Here is a 21,860-nt window from a genome sequence, read left to right as displayed (position 1 = left end):
ATCGGGCGCGCGTTGCGGCATAGCTGGGGGCAAAGGAGCCAGCCATGATCCGTGACGCCACCCCCGAAGACGCCGAAGCCATTGCCGCGATCTACAACGATGCGGTGCTGCACTCGACCGCGATCTGGAACGATGCGCTGGTCGATGCGGCCAACCGCATCGCCTGGATCGTGGCGCGGCAGGAGGCGGGGCTGCCGGTCCTCGTGCTGGAGGAGGCGGGCGAGGTCACCGGCTATGCCAGCTATGGCCCGTTCCGCCCGCAGGACGGATACCGCGAAACGGTGGAGCATTCCGTCTATATCCGCTCCGATCTGCGCGGCGGCGGGCGCGGGCGCGGGCTGATGACGCAGCTGATCGGCTATGCCCGCGCGCAGGGCCAGCATGTGATGGTGGCGGCGGTGGATGCCAGCAACACGGCCTCGATCGCGCTGCATCGCAGCCTCGGCTTCGAGGACGTGGGGATGATGCCGCAGGTCGGGCAGAAATTCGGCCGCTGGCTCGATCTGGCGCTGTTGCAGCTGGTGCTGGACGCGCGCACCGCGCCCTAGGCCAGGCGCTCCAGCGCGGCGATCAGCCGGTTGCGCGCCTCCGGCAGGCGGCGGCCATGCTCTTCGGCAAACAGTGTCAGGAAATGCCCGGTCAGGCGCAGCCCCTGTATCAGCTCCGTCGGGCTGGCAGGGCCCTGGCCCAGCAGGCATTGCGGCAGCGCGAGCAGCTTCGGCGCCCAGTCCCCGGCGCCGGTGCGGCTCACGGCCCGGCCGGTGCGCGGGCTGACATAGGCGAGATCGTCGCGGCTGCCGTTCACGGCGCAGCGGCTCAGATCGAGCCCGAAGCCCAGCTCCTCCAGCAGCGCCATCTCCCACCGCAGGTAATCGAGCGGCCAGCCCTCCGCCACCGCGCCGATCCGGTCGAACAGGGCCTCGGTGCGGTGATAAAGCGCCGGATGCGGGGCGCGTTCGGGCAGCGCGAAGGCCACCATCGCGCAGGTGGCGCCGAGCCCCAGCAGCGCCAGCCGGTCCGCCATCGCGCCTGCGCGCGAGGCCAGCTGCTCGGCCGTATAGCTGCCCAGATGATCCTCCAGCCGCGCGCGCCAGCCGAGGCGCAGATGGCTGCCCGGCTGCAGCGCCGCCGCCATCCGCCGCGAGGCGCCGCCGCGCACCACCCCCGCGTGGCGGCCATGCGCCAGGGTGAAGGCATCGACGATCATCGAGGTGTCGCCATGCGGGCGCGCCGACAGGACCGTGCCTTCGTCCTGCCAGTCCATCTACCGCGCGGCCATCCGCGCCGAGAGCGCCGCTGCGCCATCGGCCGCAAGCCCGTCGATCGCGCCCTGACGGTCGCGGGCATTGCGGTTCTGGCTGAGCTTCGCCTTCGCCAGAACCCGCGTCACCGTGATCCGGAAGGCGACGATCCCGTCCAGCATCTGGGCCATGTAATCGGCGGGGGCATCGGCCATGCGCCATGCGGCATCGCCGTTCAGCCGCCGCTCCTGCGCCCGGGTCAGCAGGCCCACCGCCGCGCGCTTGGCCTTGTCGTCGTGCTGGAAGGCGATGGTGCCGTGCAGATGCGCCACCTCGTAGTTCCAGGTGGGCACATGGCGGTGATGCTCGGGCTTGCTCGGGTAGTAATTCGGCGAGACATAGCCCTCCACGCCGCGAAAGATCGCCAGCACCTCCTGCCCCTCGGCCAGCAGCCGGTGCATGTCATTCGCGCGGGCCACATGGCCGATCAGCGCGCCCGGCGCCGCGATCAGCGGGATATGGTTCGCCACCAGCCCATCGGCCGTCTGCGCGACGATGGTGGCCAGCGGCGCCGCTGCGATCAGCGCGGCGATCTGCTCCGGGTCGGCTTCCTCGAAATGCGGCGGGATATACATGGCGCCTCCCGGGCTCAGCCGAGCCCCTCCTCGTCAAGCAGCGTGCGGCCGCTGCGGCTCTCGATCTCCACCACCCAGAGGTCCGGGTCGAAGCCGCGCTGGCGGCGCAGCGAGGCGTCGATCTCCGTCTCCGGCCCCTGATGCAGCACCCGCCAGGCGCGCGCGTCGAGGCCAAGGTCGTAGCCATGCTCCCACAGCGCGGCCTGCCCGTCCAGCGTGGCGCATTTCACCATCACCGCCCCCGAGGTGGCATCGCCATGCGCGGTGATGTAGGCGGGGATGTGCGCCAGCTCCAGCCGCTTCAGATAGGCCCGCACCCAGACATCGGTGGCAAGCCGGGGCTGCATCAGTCGCCGTCCTTGAAGTCGAGCCCCATTTCCGAATAGCGCTCCGCTTCCTCGAGCCAGTTTGGCCGCACCTTCACCTGCAGGAACAGGTGCACCGTGCGCCCGAGAAACTCCGACATATCGGCCCGCGCGGCGGTCGATACCGCCTTCACCGTCTCGCCGCCCTTGCCCAGCACGATGCCCTTGTGGCCCTCGCGCGCGACATAGATGATCTGGTCGATCCGGGTGGTGCCGTCCTTGCGGTCCTCCCATTTCTCGGTTTCCACCGTGAGCTGGTAGGGGATTTCCTCATGCAGGCGCAGGGTCAGCTTCTCGCGGGTGATCTCGGCCGCGATCTGGCGCATCGGCAGGTCGGCGATCTGGTCTTCCGGGTAGAACCACGGCCCCTCCGGCAGCTCCTGCGCCAGCCATTCGCGCAGATCGGCCACGCCATAGCCCTTTTCGGCGGAAATCATGAAGGTCTTCTCGAACGGATAGGCGGTGTTCGCCTCCTCGGCCAGTGCCAGCAGCCGCTCGGCCTTCACCTTGTCGATCTTGTTGATGGCAAGGGCCACCGGCTGCGCGCCGTCGCGCGCCTTCAGCGCCTCGATGATGGTCTTGGCGCCCTCGGTCAGGCCGCGATGCGCCTCGATCAGCAGCACCACGATATCGGCATCCGCAGCCCCGCCCCAGGCCGCCGAAACCATCGCCCGGTCCAGCCGCCGGCGCGGGCGGAAGATGCCGGGCGTATCGACGAAGACGATCTGCGCCTGCCCGGCCATGCACACGCCGCGGATGCGCGCGCGCGTCGTTTGCACCTTGTGGGTGACGATGGATACTTTCGCCCCCACCATGGCGTTCAGCAGGGTCGATTTGCCGGCGTTCGGTTCGCCGATCAGGGCGACGAAGCCTGCGCGGGTCGGGGCGTCATTCATCCGATGTCCTTTCAGCGGGTGCCGGGCGGGCGCTTGTGAACCGGAAACCCTCCCTTTTCAAGAGGTGCGGCCGGGCGCGGCAGAAATCAAGCACCCTTCGCGCCGTCCGGCCCTTCGAGGCGGCGCAGCAGGGCCCGGGCGGCGCCCTGTTCGGCCTGGCGCTTGGCCCCTGCCTCGGCGCGCTCGGTCTCGCCGGAGGCGAGGCGGACCTCGATGGTAAAGACCGGCGCATGGTCCGGGCCGGAGCGGTCGATGGTGTCGTAGGCGGGGGGCGGCAGGCCGCGCGCCTGCGCCCATTCCTGCAGCGCGGTTTTCGGGTCGCGGGCGTCTTCCTCGACATGGTCGATCCGGCTGCCCCAGAGCCGCAGCACCAGCGCGCGGGCGGTCTCGAAGCCGGCATCCAGATAGACGGCGGCGATCACCGCCTCCATCGCATCGCCGAGCAGCGCCTCCTTGCGGCGCCCGCCCGACATCATCTCCGAGCGGCCGAGCTTCAGCACCGCGCCGAGGTCGATCTCGCGCGCGACTGCGGCGCAGGTCTCCTTGCGCACGAGCGCGTTGAAGCGCGGCGCGAGCTGGCCTTCGGAGGCGGCGCGGTCGGCCTTGAACAGCGCCTCGGCCATGCTCAGGCCCAGAACCCGGTCGCCGAGGAATTCCAGCCGCTGGTTGTCGGGGCGGGTGGCGGAGCCGATGGAGCTGTGCGTGAGCGCCCTGAGCAGCAGTTCGGGCCTGGCGAAGCCATGCCCGAGCCGCTCCATGAAGGCGGATATGTCGGCCGAGACCTTCACCCGCGGCCTCAGTCGATCGCCTTGAAGAAGCGATCGGGGCGCCAGGTCCAGAAGTAGAACAGCGACTTGCCCGCCGAGGAGAACATGATCCGGTCGGCGCGGCCCACCAGATATTCCACCGGCACGAAGCCCAGGCCACCCGCGGCGGCGGGGAAGCGGCTGTCTTCGGAATCGTCGCGATTGTCGCCCATGAAGAAATATTCGCCTTCGGGGACGGTGAAAACGGGCGTATTGTCCACGACCCAGTTATCCGAAATGTTCAGCACATCATGGGTCACGGGCGGGTCGCTCGGGCTGTTGCCGGGCAGGGTCTCGATCTGGCGGCCTTTCAGGCAATTGCCGCCGAGGCCCACCGGATCGTTCGCGCAGCGCGGCGTCAGCCCCTGCGAGCCCTGCGGCTCCTTGATCTCCGAGAAGCTGCCGGCATTTTCCAGCTTCACCGCGGTGCCGTTGATCTGCAGCACGCCGTTGATCACCTGAATCCGGTCGCCCGGCAGGCCGATCAGGCGCTTGATGAAATCGACGTTCTTGGTCGGGTGGCGGAACACCACGACATCGCCGCGCTTCGGCTCGCCGCCGAGGATCCGGCCCTCGATCGGGCAGGGGCTGAACGCGGGCGAGGAGAACGGGCAGGAATAGCGCGAATAGCCATAGGCCATCTTGTTCACGAACAGGAAATCGCCGACGAGCAGCGTGTCCTTCATCGAGCCGGAGGGGATCCAGAACGGCTGGAAGAACAGGGTGCGGAACACACCCGCGATGATGAGCGCCCAGACGATCGTCTTGATCGTCTCGACGATGCCGCCGTCTTGCTTCTTCGTGGCCATGATCCGCCTTTCCGTCTGGTCCGTCTTCCTTGGCGCGGGGCCGCGCGCGAGTCAAGGAAGGGGTCGCGCCTCGATCACCACGAAGGCCTGCGCCCAGGGGTGGTCGTCGGTCAATGTCACGTGAACGATGCTCTCATGCCCGGGCGGTGTCATCGCGCGCAGGCGTTCGGCGGCCCAGCCGGTCAGCTCCATCACCGGCTGGCCGGTGGCAAGGTTGCTCACCGCCATGTCCTTCCAGCTGATGCCCATCCGGAGCCCGGTGCCGAGGGCCTTGGAGCAGGCCTCCTTCGCGGCCCAGCGTTTGGCATAGGTGCCGGGGGCATCGGCGCGCCGTTCGGCCTTGGCGATCTCGGTCTCGGTGAAGACGCGGCTGCGGAAGCGGTCGCCGAAGCGCTCCAGCGTCTGGGCGATGCGCTCGATGTTGCACAGGTCGGTGCCGATGCCGAGGATCATGGTCGGGTCTCCGGTGTGACCTCCGGCTCCGGCGTGCCGCCGAGCCAGGAGGGCAGGTAGTCGTCGTACCAGCTGCTGTCCGCCTCCGGCAGGGGCGCGGGGGGCTGCGCGTCGGGGCCGAACAGCGCGCGCATCTGGCTGCGGATCTCGCCGGGGCTCTGGCGCACCTTCTGCCAGATCTCCGTAGCCGAGGGCACCTTCATGCCGCAGACCTCGGCGTCGTCAATCGGATCATCGGGGTTGAAGGCGGAGTCCAGCTCCCGCATTTCGCCCATCAGCGCGCAGGAATCGTGCAGCTCCCAGGCCGTGGCGGCGACGATGATCGCAATGCCGAAGACGGGAAGCGCCTCTCCCAGAGTGCTGGCGATATTGCGCCCGGTGGCCACCGTGGTGCGGCGGGCGACGCGGGTGCTGGTATCCTTCACCGCCTCGCGCATCAGCACCTTCTGGCCGCGATACACCACCTTCTCATCGCCGAGCCTGAGGGCGAGGTTATCGGCGCGGTCGCGCGCGATACGGGTCGCGGCGCGCGATTGCTGCAGCTCGCGGGCGAGCCGCGCCTCGCTGTCGCGCGCGCGTGTGGCCAGGGTCTTCAGCCCGCTCACACTCTCGACCACGCCGGAAACGGCCGCGAGCACCGTGGGCACCAGCGTCATCGCGACGCTGAGCGCCAGCGACCCCGCCATCAGCAGGATCATCAGCGCAGACCAGATCCCGCCGATGCTGCGTAACAGCCAGCGCATCTAGCGCGCGGCATCCATCAATGCGCGCATCTGCCCGATTGCCGGGCCGAGGCCGAGGAACACCGCCTCCGAGATCAGGAAATGGCCGATGTTCAGCTCGCGCAGCTTCGCAATGGCGGCGACGGGCCCGACGGTCTCGTAGGTCAGCCCATGCCCGGCATGGACCTCGAGCCCCAGCGACTGCGCATAGGCGGCGCCCGCGCGCAACGCGTCGAGCTCCAGGTCGCGCTCAGCGAAGCGGCCCTCGGCATGCAGGTCGCAGTAGCGCCCGGTGTGCAGCTCCACCACCTGCGCGCCGATTGCGGCCGAAGCTTCGATCTGGCGCGGGTCATGGCCGATGAACATCGACACCCGGATCCCGGTTTCGGCCAGGGTGCCGACGTAATCGGTCAGCCGCGCCTGATCGGCCAGCACATCGAGCCCGCCTTCGGTCGTCACCTCCTCGCGCCGCTCCGGCACCAGGCAGCAGGCGTGGGGGGCGGTCTCCAGCGCGATCCGGGCCATCTCGTCGGTGGGCGCCATCTCGAAATTCAGCGGGATCTCCAGCCCGGCCTTCAGCGCGGCGATATCGGCATCGCGGATGTGGCGGCGGTCTTCGCGCAGATGCGCGGTGATGCCATCGGCGCCTGCGGCCTGGGCCAGCTCCGCCGCCCTCAGGGGCGAGGGATAGGCCGAGCCGCGCGCGTTGCGCAGTGTGGCGACGTGGTCGATATTGACGCCGAGGCGCAGGGATCTGGACATGGGAAGCTCCGGCAAAACCGCGCGCGAGTATGGCCGAGCACGCGGCCAAGATGAAGGGGTCAGGTGGCGATGCGGGCGCGCGCGGCCTCCAGCCGGGCGCGGAGCCGGGCGCGCCGGCGGCTCTGATAGGCGGCGATCACCGGGCGGATCAGCCCATAGCCCGCGCAGGCGAAGGGCAGCCCGAGCACCAGCCCGCCCACCAGATAGGGCAGGAACACGCTGTCGAAGAACCGCGCGAGCCCCTCCCAATGCGGCACCGCGCCGGTGAACGTGGCGATCAGATTATGCCCGAGGTCGCACAGCGCATCGGCGAAGGCTTGGCTCAGCCCCTCGACCCGGGCCGGATCCACGCCGCGCCCGAGGATCCGGTGCCCGAGCGAAATCGCGCTGATCGCGATCAGCGGGAAGGTCACGGGATTGCCGAAGAAGGTGGCCAGAAGCGCCGCCAGCGCATTGGCGCGCAGCACCCAGGCGAGGCCGAGCGCCAGCACGAAATGGCCGCCGAAAACCGGGGTGAAGGAGACCAGAATGCCGGCGAAGACACCGCGCGCGATCCGCTCGGGGCGATCGGGCAGCCGGTTCAGCCGGTGGCGCAGATAGGACAGCGCGCGCGACCAGCCGCCGCGGGGCCAGAGCGCCTCGCGCAGCGCCACCCGAAGGGGCCGCCTGTCTCTGCGCTTGAAAACCACGGGCCGTCCTTTCTCCCGGACGGCAGGAACCGCCCTAGGGCTTGCGGGAAATATCCCGCCAACGCTCGACCTGTGCAACATCGGTTTCGGCCTCAAGGGCCGTCAACAATGTGTGAAGGTGCTCCACGTCTCTTAGATCGACCTCTACGACAAGCGAGTAAAAGTCGGGTTTCCGGTCGATGAAACGCAGATCCGAGATATTGGCCTTCTGCTGGCCGATCAGGGTGCAGATATGGCCGAGCACGCCCGCATCGTTGGAAATGGTGATCTTCAGCGAGGCGGAATAGACCGGCGGGTGCTCGCCCGGCTGCCAGTGCAGATCGACCCAGCGTTCGGGCTGCTCCTCGAATTCCTCGAGCGCCGGGCAATCGATCGCATGGATCACCACGCCCTTGCCGCGATAGGTGATGCCGACGATGCGTTCGCCGGGCAGCGGCTGGCAGCATCCGGCGCGGCGGAAGGTCTGATCGGCCTCAAGGCCCAGCACCGCATGTTCGGGCTGCACCGTCACCAGGCCGGGCTTCGCAAGCTCGGGGTAAAGCGCGGCCACCACCTCGCTCGCGGTCAGCTCGGCCGAGCCCAGCCGGGCCAGCAGCTCGGTCTCGTCGGGCAGGCCCATGGTCTTGGCGGCGGTGCGCAGCGCCTTGTCGGTGATCCGGCGGCCGACATGCTCGAAGGCCACCCGCGCCAGCTCAGCGCCCAGCTTCACGAAGCGCGAGCGGTCCTCCTCGCGCAGGCTCTTGCGGATCGCGGCCTTGGCCCGGCCGGTGCGCACGAGGTCGAGCCAGGTCGCCTGCGGGCGCTGGCCGGCCGCGGTGATGATCTCCACCGACTGGCCGTTCTTCAGCCGGGTCCAGAGCGGCACGCGGATGCCATCCACCTTGGCGCCGACGCAGGAATTGCCGATCCGGGTGTGGATCGCATAGGCATAGTCGATCGGCGTCGCGCCCTTCGGCAGCTTCACCACATCGCCCTTCGGCGTGAAGCAGAACACCTGGTCGGAATACATCTCGAGCTTCACGTTCTCGAGGAATTCGTCGTGATCGCCCTCGGCGAAACGCTCGGTGAGCGAGGCCAGCCATTTCACCGGATCCACCGCAAACGGGTTTTCCGCGGGCTCGCCGTCCTTGTAGGACCAGTGCGCCGCCACGCCCGCCTCGGCCACTTCGTTCATCTGCCGGGTGCGGATCTGGATCTCCACCCGCTTGCCGTCGCGGCCGGTGACCGTGGTATGGATCGAGCGGTAGCCGTTGGTCTTGGGCTGGCTGATATAATCCTTGAACCGGCCGGGCACCGCGCGCCAGCGCCCGTGCACGAGGCCCAGCACCGCATAGCATTCCTCGACCGTTCCGGTGATGATGCGGAAGCCGTAGATATCCGACAGGCGCGAGAAGGCGAGCTGCTTCTCCTCCATCTTGCGCCAGATCGAATAGGGCCGCTTCGCCCGGCCGAAGACATCGGCGTCGATCTCGGCCTTCTCCAGCAGCTGCCGGATATCGGTGGTGATCTTGGAGATCACATCGCCCGATTCCTTCTGCAGGCTGACGAAGCGGCGGATGATGGAGCTGCGCGCCTCCGGGTTCAGCACCTTGAAGGCCAGGTCCTCCAGCTCCTCGCGCATCCACTGCATGCCCATGCGGCCGGCGAGCGGGGCGAAGATCTCCATCGTCTCGCGGGCCTTCTGGGCCTGCTTCTCCTGCCGCATCGACTTGATCGTGCGCATATTGTGCAGCCGGTCGGCGAGCTTCACCAGAAGGACCCGCAGGTCCTTCGACATCGCCATCAGCAGCTTGCGGAAATTCTCGGCCTGCTTCGAGGCGGTGGAGGACAGCTGCAGGTTGGTGAGCTTCGTCACCCCGTCGACCAGCTCAGCCACCTCATGGCCGAACATGCCCTCGACCTCGGCATAGGTGGAGCGGGTATCCTCGATCGTGTCGTGCAGGAGCGCGGTGACGATGGTGGCATCGTCGAGCCGCTGCTCGGTCAGGATCGCGGCGACGGCGACCGGATGGGTGAAGTACAGCTCCCCCGATTGCCGGAACTGCCCCTCATGCATCTTCATGCCGTAGCCATAGGCCCGGCGGATCAGATCGGCGTCGGTATGTGGGTTGTAGTTGCGGACCAGCGCGATCAGGTCTTCGACGTCGATCATCTGCGCTGGACCCGCCCCCGGAAGTGTCAGTCGCGGCCCTGCGCGTCCATGAGCGCGCGCAGCATGCGCTCTTCGTCCATGTCGTCCGCCTTCGGACGATCGACCTCGCCCGACATCAGCAGCGCCATGGAATCGTCCTCGGGCTCATCGACCTCGATCTGGGTCTGATAGGATTCGATCAGGCGCTCGCGCAGATCCTCGGCCGACTGGGTCTCCTCGGCGATCTCGCGCAGCGAGACGACGGGGTTCTTGTCGTTGTCGCGGTCGATGGTGATCGCGCCGCCAGCAGCGATCTCGCGCGCACGATGTGCGGCCAGCATCACCAGCTCGAAGCGGTTCGGAACCTTGTCAACGCAGTCTTCAACCGTCACGCGGGCCATCGGCAACTCCAATCGGACATGGGAGGTGTGAGCCGCCTATGTAGGGCCTGCGCTGCCCCTTGACAAGCGCTCAATCCTCGCCAAACGGCGTCCGAAGCGGCACAAGCGCCGCTTTTTCGCTCTCTGGCAAGGCATTGGCCAGTTCGGCGACGCTTTGCCCCAGGGCCGGATGGCGCCATCCGGGGGCGATTTCGGCGAGGGGAATCAGGACGAAGGCGCGGTCTTGCAGGCGCGGATGCGGCAGCACCGGATGCCCGGGCGCCTCGCGCATCTGTGCCTCCAGCGGCAGTTCGGCCCAGCGCCGCCAGCCCGCCGCATCGGGCAGGATCCGCGCGCCATGGGCGATGAGATCGAGGTCGATGCCGCGCGCGCCCCACCGCAGGCTGCGTTCGCGCCCGAGGCCCGCTTCCACCTGGTGCAGCGCGGCCAGAACCGCCTCCGGCGCCATGCCCGGCGCCTCGAGGCGGGCGCAGGCGTTGATGTAATCGGGCCCCGATCCGGCCGGAAACGCCGGGGAGCGGTAGAACCGGCTCACCGCGCGCACCGTGAGCCCCTCGGCGGGAAGCCGCTGCAGCGCTGCCGCCAGCGTCCGCGCCGGTGCGCCCGATGCGGAGGGGATATTGGAGCCAAGGGCGATCAGGATTATGTTACCGATACCGCACATCAGGTGTTTTGCGTTTTCTGGATACTATTCTTCTGTGTCGGGACGGCTTAAGGGCAATATGACGCATTTGGCAATTGCAGTCAGCGTCACACCACTCACGAAGCGAACAAGTTGCCGTCCGAAAGGCCGGTGAAAGGATCGGAATATGTTCTACAAGGACGAACGGCTCGCGCTGTTCATTGATGGGTCGAACCTGTACGCCGCGGCCAAGGCGCTCGGGTTCGATATCGACTATAAACTGTTGCGTCAGGAATTCGAGCGCCGCGGCAAGCTGGTGCGTGCCTTCTATTACACCGCGCTTCTGGAAAACGACGAATATTCGCCGATCCGCCCGCTGGTCGACTGGCTGCATTACAACGGCTATTCGATGGTGACGAAGCCCGCCAAGGAATACACCGATGCCATGGGCCGCCGGAAGGTGAAGGGCAACATGGACATCGAGCTCGCGGTGAACGCGATGGAGCTCGCGCCGCGGCTCGATCATGCGGTCCTGTTCTCGGGCGACGGCGATTTCCGCCCGCTGGTCGAGGCGCTGCAGCGCATGGGCGTGCGGGTGTCGGTGGTCTCGACGATCCGCTCGCAGCCGCCGATGATCGCCGACGAACTGCGCCGCCAGGCCGACAATTTCATCGAGCTCGACGCCCTGCGCGAAGTGATCGGCCGCCCGCCCCGCGAGAGCCGCGAGACCGAGCACCACAACGCCGAGGCCTGAGGCTTCGACAGGCCGGGGAAATTCTGGCCCCGGCCGGGCCTGCGCGCCAGAACGGTGCGCGGAAGACCACGTTTCCAGCAGGAATTCGATGATGACGACCGACCCCGTTGACCTCTCCGCCCGGCTGATCCGCTGCCCGTCTGTTACCCCCGAAGAAGGGGGCGCGCTGCAGCTTCTTTCCGGAGTGCTGTCCGAGGCCGGGTTCGACTGCGTGCGGGTGGACCGCAACGGCGTGCCGAACCTGTTCGCCCGCTGGGGGGCCAGGGGCGCGCGCAGCTTCGGCTTCAATGGCCATACCGATGTGGTGCCGGTGGGGGCGCGCGCGGAGTGGACGCGCGACCCCTTCGGCGGCGCGGTGGAAGAGGGCATCCTCTGGGGCCGCGGCGCCACCGACATGAAAACCGGCGTGGGTGCCTTCGTCGCCGCGGCGGTGGATTTCGTGCGCGAGACGCCGCCCGACGGCGCGATCATCCTCACCATCACCGGCGATGAGGAAGGCCCCGGCCGCGACGGCACCCGGGCGCTTCTGGATTACATGGCCACCGAGGGCGAGGCGATGTCGGTCTGCCTCGTGGGCGAGCCCACCAGCCAGCAGCAGATCGGCGACATGATGAAGATCGGGCGCCGCGGCTCGATGACCTTCTTCATCGAGGCGCGCGGCGTGCAGGGCCATGCCGCCTATCCGCAGCGCGCGCGCAACCCGCTGCACGGGCTGATCGACCTGCTGGCGCGGATGACGGCCACGCCGCTCGATACCGGCACCGCGCATTTCGAGGCCTCGACCCTGCAGGTCACGACGATCGACTGCGGCAACCCGGCCAACAACGTGATCCCGGCGCGGGCCTCGGCCACCGTCAACATCCGCTTCAACGACGCCCATAGCAGCGGCGCCATCATCCATTGGGCGAAGGAGCTGATGGCGGAGGTGACGCAGGCCAGCGGCGTGATCTTCGGGCTGCGCACCGAGGTCTCGGGCGAGAGCTTCCTGACGCCGCCGGGCGAATTCGTGGCGCTGGTGCGCGATGCGGTACAGGCGGAGACCGGGATCGCGCCGGAGCTGTCCACCTCCGGGGGCACATCGGATGCGCGCTTCGTGAAGGACCATTGCCCGGTGCTGGAATTCGGCCTCGTGGGCAAGACCATGCACAAGGTCGACGAGCATGTGGAGGTGGAGCAGATCCTGCGCCTGAAGGCAATCTATGGCCGCATCCTGCGCGCCTATTTCGCATGAGGATCACCGAGGTCTCCGATCTGGCGGCGCCGCATGCGCTGCGCCGGGCGGTGTTCATCGAGGAGCAGGGCTATTCCGAGGCCGACGAATGGGACGATCAGGATGCCGCGGCGCGGCATCTGGTGGCCTTCGAGGGCGATCGGCCCATCGGTACGGCGCGGATTTTCGTGACGGGCACTGAGGGCCGCATCGGCCGGGTCTGCGTGCTGCAGGCGGCGCGGGGCACGGGGCTCGGCGCCGCGCTGATCTGCGAGGGCATGGCGCGGCTGCGGGCGGCGGGCTGCACCCGCGTGGTGCTGGGCGCGCAGGTGCGGGCGATGGGGTTCTATGAGCGGCTGGGCTTCGCCGCCTGCGGCCCGGAATATGACGACGGCGGCGTGCCACACCGGGAGTTGGCGCGCCCGCTATGAAAGCCCGTGCGGGCATGGTAGGCAGGGCCATGAACCAGATCCCCACCAAGGAACAGATCCTCGCCTGGCTCGCCGATCATCCCGGCGCCGGGGCGAAACGTGATATCGCCAAGGCCTTCGGCATCAAGGGCGCGGCGAAGATCGAGCTGAAGCGCATTCTGAAGGAAATGGCCGAAGAGGGCCTCGTCGAGAAGCGCCGCCGCAATTACCGCGATGCGGCCAAGCTGCCGCCGGTATCGGTCTTGCGGGTGACGGGGCCGGACGGGTCGGGGGACCTCTGGGCGCAGGCGCTGGAATGGGAGGGCGAAGGCGCGGGCCCCAGCATCCTGATCGTGCCGAAGAAGGGCGATCCGGCCCTGGGCGAGGGCGACCGGATCCTCGCGCGGATGACCGAAGTGGCGGGCAGCTACGATTACGAGGCCCGCCTGATCCGGGTGATCGGGCAATCGGCGCACAAGATCGTAGGGATTTTCCGCAAGACCGCCGAGGGCGGGCGGATCCTGCCGATCGACAAGGGCGACAGCAAGGAATGGCTGATCCCGCCTGGCGCCACGCTGGAGGCGCGCGACGGCGAGCTGGTCGAGGCCGAACAGCAGGGGCCGAAGGGGCGGCTCGGGCTGCCGCGGGCGCGCGTGGTCGAGCGGCTGGGAGACCCGACGGCGCCGCGCGCGGTCTCGCTGATCGCGATCCATCAGCATGGCATCCCCGATGATTTCCCCGATGCGGTGATGGCCGAGGCCGATGCCGAGGTGCCCGCGACGCTGGAGGGCCGCGAGGACCTGACGGCCATGCCCTTCGTGACCATCGACCCCTCAGACGCGCGCGACCATGACGACGCCTGCCTGGTGATCCCGGATGACGATCCGGCGAATGAGGGCGGCTTCCTGCTTTGGGTGGCGATCGCCGATGTGGCGCATTACGTCACGCCCGGCTCCGCGCTGGACCGCGAGGCGCGCAAGCGCGGCAATTCGACCTATTTCCCCGACCGGGTGGTGCCGATGCTGCCCGACCGGCTCTCGGGCGATCTGTGCTCGCTGCACGAGGGCGTGGCGCGGGCGGTGATTGCGGTGCGGATGAAGGTCGATTCCGCGGGCGAGAAGCGCGGCCACCGCTTCGTGCGCGGCATGATCCGCTCTGTCGCCTCGCTGGAATATGCGCAGGTGCAGATGGCCCGCGATGGCCACCCGGATGCGCAATGCGCGCCGCTGATGGACGCGGTGATCACGCCGCTCTATGCCTGCTACGCGGCGCTCGCGCGGGCGCGGGCGGCGCGCCAGCCGCTGGACCTCGACCTGCCGGAGCGGCGGATCGAGATCGGCGAGGATGGCAAGGTGGCCTCGGTCCGGTTCAAGGAGCGGCTGGATGCGCACCGGCTGATCGAGGAATTCATGGTGCTGGCCAATGTGGCGGCGGCCGAGGAGCTGGAGCGGCTGCGCCGGCCGCTGCTGTACCGTGTGCACGAAGAGCCGAGCCCCGACAAGATCGACGCCCTGCGCGAGGTGGCGCAGGCTTCGGGCTTCACGCTGGCGAAGGGCCAGGTGCTGAAGACCGCGCATCTGAACCGGCTCTTGGCGCAGGCCGAGGGCAGCGAATTCGACGACCTGCTCAATATGTCCACGCTGCGGGCGATGACCCAGGCCTATTACGCGCCGCAGAACCTCGGGCATTTCGGGCTGGCGCTGCGCTCCTATGCGCATTTCACCTCGCCGATCCGGCGCTATTCGGACCTGATCGTGCACCGGGCGCTGATTTCCGGCCATCACTGGGGCAAGGACGGGCTGAGCCCGGCCGATACCGAGATGCTGGAGGAGACGGCGCAGCACATTTCCGATACCGAGCGGCGCAGCATGGCGGCCGAGCGCGATACCACGGACCGCTACCTGGCGGCCTATCTGTCGGATCGGGTGGGCTCTGAATTCGCGGGCCGGATCAGCGGTGTGCAGAAGTTCGGCGCCTTCGTGAAGCTCGACGAGACCGGCGCCGACGGGCTGATCCCGGTGCGCTCGATCGGGCGCGAATTCTTCCATTTCGATCCGGACAACCAGCAGCTGGTGGGGGCCGATACCGGGCTCACCATCGGGCTTGGCCAGCGGGTGCGGGTGCGGCTTTCGGAGGCGGTGCCGGTCACCGGCGGGCTGGAGCTGGAATTGCTCGAGGTGGATGGCGCGGCGATGCCCGCGCCCGGCAAGCGCCGCGGCTTCAAGCCCGGGCGGCGGATGGCGGCGGAAAAGGCCCGCGCGCGCGGCGTGGCGCGCAAGGTCAAGCGCACGCGGCGCTAGAGCAGCCCCTCGATCGGCAGCACCGAGGCCAGCGCGATCAGCGCCCTCTGCCACCAGCGGGTGCCGGGCTCATGGTGCATTTCATGGCCCGGGCGGCGCCAGACCAGGCCGCGCGGCCCGAGGCTGACCTGCCAGGCGCAATGCGGCACGGTTTCGGCAAAGGCCCGGTGCAGGCTCCGGGCGAAATCGGCATCGTCGATCACCACGCCCATTTCGGTGTTCAGAAACAGCGAGCGCGGATCGAAATTGAAGGTGCCGATGAAGACGCGGGTGCGGTCTACGGAGAAGATCTTCGCATGCAGCTTGTTGCGGGCGAAGGGGGCGGTGCCGCGCCGGATCCGGGAGCCGACGATGCCCTGGCGCAGCCGCAGCCGGCTCTCGCCCTGATATTCATAGAGCTCGATCCCCGCTTTCAGCAGGCCGCGCCGCTTCCAGCCATAGCCCGCATGGACGATGGGCGTATCCGAGGCCGCGAGCGCATTGGTCAGCACCCGCACCCGCACCCCCGCGCGCGCCAGCCCGCGCAGATAGCGCCTGTCGCGCAGGCGGGGCACGAAATAGGGGGAGATCAGATCGTAGTCGTGCTGCGGGTTGCCAAGGGCCATGCGCAGCGACGGATACATCAGCCGGCGCCGCCTGGCCCGGCCGAGCACCTTTTCCGGCGGATCGAACAGCAGCCGCACTTCGGCGCGATGTGGCGGGAACAGGGCGTCGAGCGTGGGGAATTCCTCCAGCGTGCGCTGCACCTCGGCGGCAAACTCAGAAGCACCGGCCTTCGCCACCGCGGCCGCATGCTCTGCGCCGCCCGCCGCCGCCGCGGGCACCAGCGCGGCCAGAGGCCAGGCGGGCTCTGCGTTCCAGTAGCGGTCGAAGGCCTCCTGCGCGGCCCCGGCCGCCTCCCCTGCAACGAGCACGTCCATATCCATGAACAGGCCGATGTCCGACATGTCGTTGTAGTATTCATCGCCGATGTTGCGCCCGCCCAGGACGGCCTGGGCCCCGTCCACGATCAGCGCCTTGTTGTGCATGCGCCGGTTCAGCCGCGCGGGATGCAGCAGGTAGCTCAGCCCGCGCGGGCGGCGCAGCGCGAAGGGGTTGAATAGGCGCACGGAGATATTGGGGTGCCCGTCCAGCCAGGCCAGCCGCGCATCGAGCCCGGTGGTGGCATTGTCGTCGATCAGGAGCCGCACCCGCACCCCGCGCTCGGCGGCTTCGTGCATCGCCTCATAGAGCAGGGTGCCGGAGGTATCGCCGCGCCACATATAGTACTGCGCGCAGATTTCGGTGCGAGCGGCGCGGCACAGGGCGATCCGGGCGGCGAAGGCGTCGATGCTCTCCGCCAAGGGCGCGACGGTGCTGCCCGCCGGGGTTTCGGGGCAAAGCGTGGACTGCGGCTCCAGACGCGGCCGCGCCGGCAGCCGCGTCAGCCACCAGAGCAGGGCAAGGATCAGCAGGGCGATTGCGAGGATCATGGCGAGCGGCAACGCAAAAGGGGCCGGAATGGTTCCCGGCCCCTTGAGATGTTCACTGTCCGAAGGCTCAGCCGATGGCGGCGGCCTTCACGTCCTCGTCGATATACGGGACATATTGGGCGAAGTTGTCGGAGAACATCTTCACCAGTTTCGCGGCCTGCGCGTCGAAGGCGCCCTTGTCGGCCCAGGTGTCGCGCGGGTTCAGCAGCGTGGTATCGACGCCCGGCACCGCGACCGGAACCTCGAAGCCGAAGTTCGGATCCTTGCGGAATTCGACGTTGTTGAGCGAGCCGTCGAGCGCGGCGGTGAGCAGCGCGCGGGTCGCCTTGATCGGCATCCGCTTGCCCACGCCATAGGCGCCGCCGGTCCAGCCGGTGTTCACCAGCCAGCAGCTCGCGCCGGTGTCATGGATCTTCGCCTGCAGCAGCTTGCCATAGACTTCCGGCCGGCGCGGCATGAACGGCGCGCCGAAGCAGGTGGAGAAGGTCGGGATCGGCTCGACCACGCCCACTTCGGTACCCGGGGTCTTCGAGGTGAAGCCCGACAGAAAGTGGTACATCGCCTGCGCAGGGGTCAGACGCGAGATCGGCGGCAGCACGCCGTAGGCGTCGCAGGTCAGCATGATCACGTTCTTCGGCTGGCCGCCGAGCGAGGTCGCCGAGGCGTTGGAGATATACTCCAGCGGATAGGCGCAGCGCATGTTGTCGGTGATCGAGTTGTCGGTGAAGTTCAGCTCGAAGGTTTCCGGGTCGAAGGTCATGTTCTCGACCACGGTGCCGAACATGGAGCAGGTCGCGTAGATTTCCGGCTCCGCTTCCTTCGAGAGGTTGATCGTCTTGGCGTAGCAGCCGCCTTCGAAGTTGAACACGCCCCTTTCCGACCAGCCGTGCTCGTCATCGCCGATCAGGATCCGCGAGGGATCGGCCGAGAGCGTGGTCTTGCCGGTGCCCGACAGGCCGAAGAACACGGCGGTGTCGTCGGTGTTGCCGATGGCATGGTTGGCCGAGCAGTGCATCGCCATCACGCCCTTGCCGGGCAGGATGTAGTTCAGCAGCGTGAAGACCGATTTCTTGTTTTCGCCCGCATATTGGGTGTTGGCGATCAGGATCAGCTTCTTGTCGAAGTTCAGCGCGATCACGGTTTCCGAGCGGCAGCCATGGCGCTCCGGATCGGCCTTGAACGACGGGCAGTTGATGATGGTGAATTCGGGGGCAAAGACATCCAGCTCCGCGCGCTCCGGGCGGCGCAGCAGGTGACGGATGAACAGGCCGTGCCAAGCGAGCTCGGTCACGACGCGCACGTCCAGCCGGTGCTCCGGATCGGCGCCGCCGAACAGGTCGTGGACGTAGTAGTCCTTGCCCTTCATGTGGGCCAGCATGTCGGCGTGCAGCACGTCGAACTTTGCCGCGTCCATCGGCTTGTTGTTGTCCCACCAGATCGAATCTTCGACCGCGGGGGTGCGGACGACGAATTTGTCCTTGGGCGAGCGGCCGGTATGGGCGCCGGTGGTGCAATAGAAGGCGCCGCCCTTTCCGAGCGTGCCTTCGCCATTCTTCAGCGCCGCTTCGATCAGCGCGGGTTCCAGCAGGTTGTAATAGACATTGCCGAGGCCGGTGATGCCTTGGTCTTCAAGTCGTTTCGCCGGGTTCACGCGTCCGATGCTCATGTGTCGCTCCCGATGCCGAAATGTCGGCGTCATATGGGTTCCTCCCGGCATCCTGGGCCAAAACGGATGCCGATCCGGTGCAGCGGACCACACCAGATGGGTCCGTATAACATGTCGGTTCGGTGAAGGAATAGAAGGCTTTACCTCAGTTAGCGCAACCAAGGCGGTCTTTAGCGCAACCATCTCCATCCACCCCCCGGCCGGGGGCGGGCTGGGCTGCGGGTATTGTCCATGAGTCGTGGAAATTAGGCAATCCTTCGCCTTTTGCGGGTGGGATGAGCGCAAGGCCCGGGGGTGATTCGCCCCGATCGGGTGCAACCGGGGCATGAAAGGAGGCTCACCATGTCCAGAATCGCGCTGGTCGATGATGACCGCAACATCCTGACCTCGGTGTCGATGACACTCGAGGCCGAGGGCTATGACGTCGACACCTATACCGATGGCCAGTCGGCGCTGGAGGCCTTTGGCAAGAAGCTGCCTGACATGGCGGTTCTGGACATCAAGATGCCGCGGATGGACGGTATGGAGTTGCTCAGCCGCCTGCGCCAGCGCACGACGACGGTGCCGGTGATTTTCCTGACATCGAAGGAAGACGAGATCGACGAGGTTCTCGGGCTCCGGATGGGCGCGGATGATTACGTCAAGAAGCCGTTCAGCCAGCGGCTGCTGGTCGAGCGGATCCGGGCGCTCTTGCGGCGGCAGGAGGCGGTGGTCGGCGATGTGGCTACGGACGACGGCAAGGTAATCGTGCGCGGCTGCCTGACCATGGACCCGCTGCGCCATTCGGTGAGCTGGAAGGGGCGCGAGGTGACGCTGACGGTGACGGAGTTCCTGCTGCTGCAGGCGCTGGCGCAGCGGCCGGGCTTCGTGAAATCCCGCGATCAGCTGATGGATGTCGCCTATGATGATCAGGTCTATGTCGACGACCGCACGATCGACAGCCACATCAAGCGCCTGCGCAAGAAGATGCGGACCGTCGATGACGATTTCACCGCGATCGAGACGCTCTACGGCATCGGCTACCGTTACAACGAAGAATAACCGATGACGCGGCGTTCCGATCGCCTGGAGGGGCCGGAGGCCACCATCGCCTCGGCCCGGGCGCGGGGCCTCAAGGGGGGCGATTTCTGGCGGGTCCGCGGCGGGCGCGTGCAGATCGTCTTCGGGCAGTCGCCGCTTGCGCGCAAGATCATCGGCCTGAACCTGACCGCGATCCTGGTGATGGTGGTGGGGGTGCTGTATCTGAACCCGTTCCGCGACAGTCTGGTGATCCAGCGCGAGGCGGCGATGCTGCGCGAGGTCGGGCTGCTGTCGCAGATCATCGAGGCGCGGATGGCGGCGGGATCGGGGCCGCTGGAGCGGCTGATCGAGGGGATCAGCCTGTCCGAGGGCACGGTGCTTTACGCGTTCGAGCCATCGGGCGCCTTGCTGGCGCAGCGCGAGACCCCCGGGCCGCGGCCCGGTAGCGCGCAGGGGGGCGATCGCTCCACCGTGATGACGGATTTTCTGGGCGGGGTCTGGGGCTGGCTCTCCCGGCATCTGCTGCGGGCGGAAACGCCGCGGCGGGATACGCTGTCGGTGGCGCAGGCGCTGGTCGGGACGCTGCAGGCGGGCGGGCCCGCGGCGACGACCAGCCGCGACGCCTCCGGCGCCACGATCTTCTCCGTGGGCCATACGGTGGGCCTCGGCGGGCAGACGCTCGGCGTCTTGGCCCTGACCAGTGCTGCGGGCGAAATCGACGAGCTGGTGCAGGTCGAGCGCGAGCAGGTGCTGCAGATCTTCGTGATCGCGATCATCGTCTCCATCGGGCTGAGCCTGATCCTGGCCTCAGCGATTGCGACACCGCTGGCCGAGCTTGCGCGCGCGGCCGAAGCGGGACAGGATCCGACGGTGCGCCGCACGGGCTCTGCGCGAATCCGGATCCCGGATCTGCGTCGGCGCGCGGATGAAATCGGGCGGTTGTCGGGGGCGTTGCGGGGGATGGTGGAGGCGCTCTATGACCGGATCGACGCGAACGAGCAATTCGCGGCCGATGTGGCGCATGAAATCAAGAATCCGCTGGCCTCGCTGCGCTCCGCAGCGGCCTCTCTGGGCCGGGTGACGCGCGAGGACCAGCGTGCGCGGCTGATGGATGTGATCGACAGCGACGTGCGCCGGCTGGACCGGCTGGTGAGCGATATCTCGAATGCCTCGCGGCTCGACAGCGAGCTGGTGAAGGAAGAAGAGGAAACATTCGATCTGGTGCGGCTGGTCTCGGGGCTGAGCGAGTATTTCGCCGGGCAGGCGCGTGAAAGGGATGTGTCCTTCGCCGCGGACCTGCCGCCGGGCCCGATCGAGATCACCGGGCTGGAGGGGCGTCTGGCGCAGGTGTTCGTCAACCTGATCGGCAATGCGCTGAGCTTCTGCGAAGCCGGGGATGCGGTGCGGGTCTGGCTGCGGCGGCGCGACAACCGTGTGGTGGTGGTGGTGGAAGACACCGGGCCCGGGATCCCGGACGATTCGCTGACGCGGATCTTCCGCCGGTTCTATTCGCAGCGGCCGGAAGGGCAGTTCGGCGACCATTCCGGGCTCGGCCTCGCGATTTCGAAGCAGATCGTGGAGGCGCATGGCGGCGTGATCTGGGCGGAGAACATCCGCCCGACGGATGCGGATGTGACCTCCGAGCCGCTGGGCGCGCGCTTTGTCGTGGGGCTGCCGGCATGAACATCCATGCAACGGCGGTGGCGCTGAATGCCGATCGGGGCGCCCTGATCCTCGGGCGCTCGGGTGCGGGAAAATCCGAGCTGGCGCTGCGGCTGATGGCCTATGGTGCCCGTCTGGTGGCGGATGACCGTGTCGATCTGTCCGTTCGCGCGGGCGAGCTCTGGGCCAGTGCCCCGGCGCGCCTGTCGGGGCTGATCGAGATGCGCGGGGTGGGGATCCTGCGCGCGGACCCGCTGCCCTCGGCGCGGATCGTGCTTGTCGTCGACTTGGATCAGCAGGAGACGGAGCGCCTTCCCCCGATGCGCGAACGTGAGGTTGCCGGGGTCAGGCTGCCTCTTGTGCTGCGTCTGCAACGTGGCCATCTTGACGTGGCAGTCCTGCAATGGCTGAAGGGCGGGAGAGCGTCGTGACGCAAGATGAAACCGAGACCGGGGCGACCCGGGTCGTGCTGGTGGCGGGCCCGTCCGGCTCCGGGCGCACGACGGCGATCGCCGCGCTCGAGGATCTCGGCTACGAGACGATCCATAACCTGCCACTCAGCCTGGTGCCGCGTCTGGTCGACGGTCCGCTGGAGCGGCCGCTGGCGCTCGGGCTCGACGTGCGCAGCCGCGATTTTTCCGTCGCGCGGCTGATCGAGTTGATCGACCGCCTCACACGGGATCCGGCGCTGAAGCTCGAGGTCCTGTATCTGGATAGCCAGCCCGACGTGCTGATCCGGCGCTATTCCGAAACGCGCCGCCGCCATCCGATGGCGCCGGAGGAGGCCCCGCTCGAGGGTATCCGCCTGGAAATGGACCTGCTCGCGCCGATCCG

Annotated in this window: 24 protein-coding genes; 9 read left to right on the top strand and 15 right to left on the bottom strand. The window is 67.9% G+C overall.

What is annotated here, in order from left to right:
* Positions 1–44: 44 nt before the first annotated feature.
* Positions 45–548: a GNAT family N-acetyltransferase gene (locus tag ACOMG5_RS04280; RefSeq protein ID WP_420342549.1), complete on the top strand. Its 504-nt coding sequence runs from the start codon at positions 45–47 to the stop codon at positions 546–548.
* On the opposite strand, the gene recO is transcribed toward ACOMG5_RS04280, so the two are convergent.
* The 13 genes from recO to folK form a co-directional block, all read right to left on the bottom strand.
* A complete protein-coding gene (gene recO, locus ACOMG5_RS04275) occupies positions 545–1,264 on the bottom strand; it encodes a DNA repair protein RecO (protein WP_420342548.1) in 720 nt (239 codons plus the stop codon). The two genes, ACOMG5_RS04280 and recO, sit on opposite strands and share 4 nt — an antisense overlap.
* A complete protein-coding gene (locus ACOMG5_RS04270) occupies positions 1,265–1,876 on the bottom strand; it encodes an FMN-binding negative transcriptional regulator (protein WP_420342547.1) in 612 nt (203 codons plus the stop codon).
* Positions 1,877–1,890: 14 nt separating this feature from the next.
* Complete coding sequence (locus ACOMG5_RS04265; protein ID WP_420342546.1) at positions 1,891–2,223, bottom strand: DUF1491 family protein; 333 nt, start codon at positions 2,221–2,223, stop codon at positions 1,891–1,893.
* A complete protein-coding gene (gene era / locus ACOMG5_RS04260; protein WP_420342545.1) occupies positions 2,223–3,137 on the bottom strand; it encodes a GTPase Era in 915 nt (304 codons plus the stop codon). Before era ends, ACOMG5_RS04265 begins: the two co-directional genes overlap by 1 nt.
* An 86-nt stretch (positions 3,138–3,223) precedes the next feature.
* Entirely contained in the window at positions 3,224–3,925 is a 702-nt protein-coding gene (rnc, locus tag ACOMG5_RS04255; protein ID WP_420342544.1) for a ribonuclease III, read from the bottom strand.
* Positions 3,926–3,933: 8 nt separating this feature from the next.
* Positions 3,934–4,752: a signal peptidase I gene (gene lepB, locus ACOMG5_RS04250; protein ID WP_420342543.1), complete on the bottom strand. Its 819-nt coding sequence runs from the start codon at positions 4,750–4,752 to the stop codon at positions 3,934–3,936.
* 51 nt (positions 4,753–4,803) lie between these two features.
* Positions 4,804–5,205 (bottom strand): holo-ACP synthase, encoded by a 402-nt coding sequence (acpS, locus tag ACOMG5_RS04245; protein WP_420342542.1) that lies wholly within the window; start codon positions 5,203–5,205, stop codon positions 4,804–4,806.
* Complete coding sequence (locus ACOMG5_RS04240) at positions 5,202–5,948, bottom strand: hypothetical protein (protein ID WP_420342541.1); 747 nt, start codon at positions 5,946–5,948, stop codon at positions 5,202–5,204. The genes acpS and ACOMG5_RS04240 overlap by 4 nt, the downstream gene beginning before the upstream one ends.
* Positions 5,949–6,689, bottom strand: a complete 741-nt coding sequence (locus ACOMG5_RS04235; RefSeq protein WP_420342540.1) for a pyridoxine 5'-phosphate synthase — start codon at positions 6,687–6,689, stop codon at positions 5,949–5,951.
* A 59-nt stretch (positions 6,690–6,748) separates the two neighbouring features.
* Positions 6,749–7,378 carry a DUF2062 domain-containing protein gene (locus tag ACOMG5_RS04230; protein ID WP_420342539.1) on the bottom strand — a complete coding sequence of 210 codons (630 nt, stop codon included), beginning with the start codon at positions 7,376–7,378 and terminating at the stop codon, positions 6,749–6,751.
* Positions 7,379–7,412: 34 nt separating this feature from the next.
* Positions 7,413–9,530 (bottom strand): RelA/SpoT family protein, encoded by a 2,118-nt coding sequence (locus tag ACOMG5_RS04225; RefSeq protein WP_420342538.1) that lies wholly within the window; start codon positions 9,528–9,530, stop codon positions 7,413–7,415.
* A gap of 26 nt (positions 9,531–9,556) precedes the next feature.
* Positions 9,557–9,910, bottom strand: coding sequence for a DNA-directed RNA polymerase subunit omega (gene rpoZ / locus ACOMG5_RS04220; RefSeq protein WP_420342537.1), 354 nt, complete (start codon positions 9,908–9,910; stop codon positions 9,557–9,559).
* Between the two features lie 70 nt (positions 9,911–9,980).
* Positions 9,981–10,574, bottom strand: a complete 594-nt coding sequence (gene folK / locus ACOMG5_RS04215) for a 2-amino-4-hydroxy-6-hydroxymethyldihydropteridine diphosphokinase (protein ID WP_420342536.1) — start codon at positions 10,572–10,574, stop codon at positions 9,981–9,983.
* A gap of 145 nt (positions 10,575–10,719) precedes the next feature.
* On the opposite strand from folK, the gene ACOMG5_RS04210 reads away from it, so the two are divergent.
* The 4 genes from ACOMG5_RS04210 to rnr all read left to right on the top strand — a co-directional run bounded on the left by ACOMG5_RS04210 (position 10,720) and on the right by rnr (position 15,206).
* Positions 10,720–11,286, top strand: a complete 567-nt coding sequence (locus tag ACOMG5_RS04210) for an NYN domain-containing protein (protein ID WP_420342535.1) — start codon at positions 10,720–10,722, stop codon at positions 11,284–11,286.
* A 91-nt stretch (positions 11,287–11,377) separates the two neighbouring features.
* Entirely contained in the window at positions 11,378–12,517 is a 1,140-nt protein-coding gene (dapE, locus tag ACOMG5_RS04205; RefSeq protein WP_420342534.1) for a succinyl-diaminopimelate desuccinylase, read from the top strand.
* Positions 12,514–12,927, top strand: coding sequence for a GNAT family N-acetyltransferase (locus ACOMG5_RS04200; protein ID WP_420342533.1), 414 nt, complete (start codon positions 12,514–12,516; stop codon positions 12,925–12,927). The genes dapE and ACOMG5_RS04200 overlap by 4 nt, the downstream gene beginning before the upstream one ends.
* A gap of 29 nt (positions 12,928–12,956) precedes the next feature.
* Entirely contained in the window at positions 12,957–15,206 is a 2,250-nt protein-coding gene (gene rnr / locus ACOMG5_RS04195; protein ID WP_420342532.1) for a ribonuclease R, read from the top strand.
* Here the strand turns inward: rnr and ACOMG5_RS04190 are convergent.
* Both ACOMG5_RS04190 and ACOMG5_RS04185 read right to left on the bottom strand, forming a co-directional pair.
* On the bottom strand, positions 15,203–16,678 hold the full coding sequence (locus ACOMG5_RS04190; RefSeq protein ID WP_420342531.1) for a phospholipase D family protein: 1,476 nt from the start codon (positions 16,676–16,678) through the stop codon (positions 15,203–15,205). The genes rnr and ACOMG5_RS04190 overlap by 4 nt on opposite strands.
* 67 nt (positions 16,679–16,745) lie before the next feature.
* Positions 16,746–18,344 carry a phosphoenolpyruvate carboxykinase gene (locus ACOMG5_RS04185; protein WP_420342530.1) on the bottom strand — a complete coding sequence of 533 codons (1,599 nt, stop codon included), beginning with the start codon at positions 18,342–18,344 and terminating at the stop codon, positions 16,746–16,748.
* Between the two features lie 342 nt (positions 18,345–18,686).
* Between ACOMG5_RS04185 and ACOMG5_RS04180 the strand changes: the two genes are divergently transcribed.
* The 4 genes from ACOMG5_RS04180 to ACOMG5_RS04165 all read left to right on the top strand — a co-directional run.
* The gene (locus ACOMG5_RS04180) at positions 18,687–19,385 is read left to right on the top strand and encodes a response regulator transcription factor (protein ID WP_420342529.1); all 699 of its coding nucleotides are present in this window, start codon (positions 18,687–18,689) and stop codon (positions 19,383–19,385) included.
* Between the two features lie 3 nt (positions 19,386–19,388).
* Complete coding sequence (locus ACOMG5_RS04175; RefSeq protein ID WP_420342528.1) at positions 19,389–21,047, top strand: ATP-binding protein; 1,659 nt, start codon at positions 19,389–19,391, stop codon at positions 21,045–21,047.
* Positions 21,044–21,457 carry an HPr kinase/phosphorylase gene (locus ACOMG5_RS04170; protein WP_420342527.1) on the top strand — a complete coding sequence of 138 codons (414 nt, stop codon included), beginning with the start codon at positions 21,044–21,046 and terminating at the stop codon, positions 21,455–21,457. The genes ACOMG5_RS04175 and ACOMG5_RS04170 overlap by 4 nt, the downstream gene beginning before the upstream one ends.
* Positions 21,430–21,860 (top strand): RNase adapter RapZ (locus ACOMG5_RS04165; RefSeq protein WP_420342526.1); only part of this gene is annotated, 431 nt, incomplete at its 3' end. The genes ACOMG5_RS04170 and ACOMG5_RS04165, both read left to right, overlap by 28 nt.

The organism is Paenirhodobacter sp. (genome assembly GCF_041916475.1).
In the GTDB taxonomy this organism is placed as follows: domain Bacteria; phylum Pseudomonadota; class Alphaproteobacteria; order Rhodobacterales; family Rhodobacteraceae; genus Rhodobacter.
Note: the sequence above shows the minus strand (reverse complement) of the source record. Positions and strands in the feature narration are given on the sequence as shown.